General features: G+C 75.2%; 3 protein-coding genes. 1 reads left to right on the forward strand and 2 read right to left on the reverse strand.

Annotation, left to right across the window (positions count from 1 at the left end; all coding sequences use genetic code 11):
- Window positions 1-146 precede the first annotated feature (146 nt).
- Entirely contained in the window at window positions 147-812 is a 666-nt protein-coding gene (locus ABD308_RS19180) for an RES family NAD+ phosphorylase (RefSeq protein WP_344336144.1), read from the reverse strand.
- Between the two features lie 4 nt (window positions 813-816).
- Entirely contained in the window at window positions 817-1,491 is a 675-nt protein-coding gene (locus ABD308_RS19185; RefSeq protein WP_344336146.1) for a hypothetical protein, read from the reverse strand.
- Window positions 1,492-1,800: 309 nt separating this feature from the next.
- On the opposite strand from ABD308_RS19185, the gene ABD308_RS19190 reads away from it, so the two are divergent.
- Window positions 1,801-2,181 (forward strand): hypothetical protein (locus ABD308_RS19190; protein ID WP_425554800.1); only part of this gene is annotated, 381 nt, incomplete at its 3' end.

Here is a 2,181-nt window from a genome sequence, read left to right on the forward strand (position 1 = left end):
ACTTTGCAAAGTCCACACTTTGCAAAGTGTGGACAGGAGCCGGCTTCACGGCGGTGAGCTGCGGGTATGCGGCAAAACTTTGCAAAGTTCGCACTTTGCAAAGTTCTCGCACCGCCGCCCTCCGGCCCGTCCGGCCCGGCCCCGGCCTACCGCCGAGGCGGGTCGATCCGGGTGCGGGCGGGGGCGAGGAGGTGGTTCAGCAACTCGGCGCCCTCGGCGGTGTCCAGCGGGACGGGCACGGTGTCGACCGGCTTGACGAGCGGGGTGGCGGCGTCGCGCTCGTAGAGGACGCAGGCGCTGCTCCCCAGGTCCCGCTTGGACGGCCAGCGCAGGCCGAGCGCCCACGGCGCCTGGCCGCGGATCCAGGCCGCCCAGCGGCGGGTGCGCGGGTAGGCCTCGGGCGTGGAGTGGATCAGCCACTCGTCCTGGTGGACGGCCGCGAGCTGATCGAGCGTCATCAGGCCGACCAGCGGGATGTCGCAGGTGGTCTCGATCCGCGACAGCACCCGGCCCCGCACCGAGGCGCGCCGGATCCGCCGCCAGCCGCGCTCGTCGAACGGGACCCCGCGGACCAGCGTCTCCATCACCGCCGTCCGCTCCGAGAACCCGGCGTACAGGTACGGCAGGTGGGTGCCGTCGCCCTCGTAGGAGCAGAACCGGCCGCCCTCGTAGTGGGTGTCGGACGGGTACGGGTTGAACGAGGTGGCCGGGTACGCGGCGGAGTGCACGCGGTGCAGGACGGTACCGGCGGGCAGCACCTCGCGGAACGGGGTGGCGCGCACGGTCGCGGTGGGGACCTTCACGTCGGGCACGCCCTCACCACTCCGCGATCTCGGCGCGGGCGGCGGCGAGCAGCGTGTGCTCGCCGGTGGTGCCCAGCAGGCGGGCGGGCACGGCGTCCAGCCAGGCGTTGGCGCCCAGCCACCAGTCGGCCACGCCCCACGGGTCGTCGGCGGCGTCGAGCAGGCGGTTGACGGCGACGACGACGGGCAGCGGCCGGCCGGAGGCGTCGTCGAACTGGAACGACGGGAGGCGGACGGTCCCCTGGGGGTCGGTCAGCCGGATGAGGCCGGGGTCGGCGGGGTCGTGTCCGCCGGCCCGGTAGGCGGTGGCGGTGACGGAGTCCGCGGCGAGCAGCCAGTCGTCGGCGTCGTCCGGGGGCGTGGGGCCGGCGGGCGCCGGGGTGGGCCGGAGCAGGTCCGCGACGCTCGCCACGAGAGCGGCGGAGCCGGAGGCCGGGCCGTTGACGACGACGTCGGCGCCGTCGCGGTCCCGGACGAAGCGCGTCGAGTCGTCGAAGAGTTCACGCACCGGGTGCCCGTCGGGCAGGGTGGCGCGCACCAGCCGGACGATCCTGCGCGCTATTCGCTCCGGATCGCCGGTCGTGTCCTCGGCGAGCGCCCGGAGCCTGTCCCGGGAGGGCTCGTCGAGCAGTTCCCAGATCTCGTCCCAGTGCGCGCGCAGCGTCGCCAGCACGTCGTCCGACGTCATCGCCGCTCACCCCCGCCCGGTCCCGGTTCGCCGATTCCCACCCGTCGGCCGTCCGCCAGGTTAGCGTGCCGGGGCGCCTCGCGGGGGGGTGATCTCGGATTCGCAAAGGCTGGACGGCCCGGGCGGGATCTGCGGCATGATGGTGCCTCAGCAGCACCTCGGGGGCGGTGCCGGTTCGCGCGCGGTCACTTGTCGTGTGACGCCACTCACGTCCCGCACCGGCCTCGGCGGCGCGTGCGCAGGGGGCCGGACCGGTGGCACGCTCCCGGTCCGCGCCGCAGGTCACGACTCGCGCTCGGAAGGCGGCCGGTGAGCAGTTCCGCGGGATACGGGTGGTCCTATGTCAACCAGGAGGCCGAGCGCCGCCGGCAGCTGCGCGCCCGGCTGGCCGCCGAGGCCCAGCGCGCCGAGAACCTCCGCCGGGCCGAGGAGCGGCGGGCGGAACTGCGCGCCCGGCTCGGCGAACTGAGCGAGCAGGCCCAGGGGTTGCGCGGCGAAGCCGGGCAGTTGCGGCGCGCGTACCGGACGGCCCGGGTCGTCGTGGAGACCGTCACCGTCGGGGCGGGGGCGGACGAGGCCGAGCTGGCGCGGGCGATCGAGCGGGCGCGGGCCGCCAACGCCCGTGCGGCGCGGGAGCTGGCGGAGGCGGTGCAGGACGTCTGGTCGGCGGTGCTGCCGGAGGCGGTGGCC

This window comes from Kitasatospora putterlickiae, assembly GCF_039527695.1.
Taxonomy (GTDB): Bacteria; Actinomycetota; Actinomycetes; order Streptomycetales; family Streptomycetaceae; genus Kitasatospora; species Kitasatospora putterlickiae.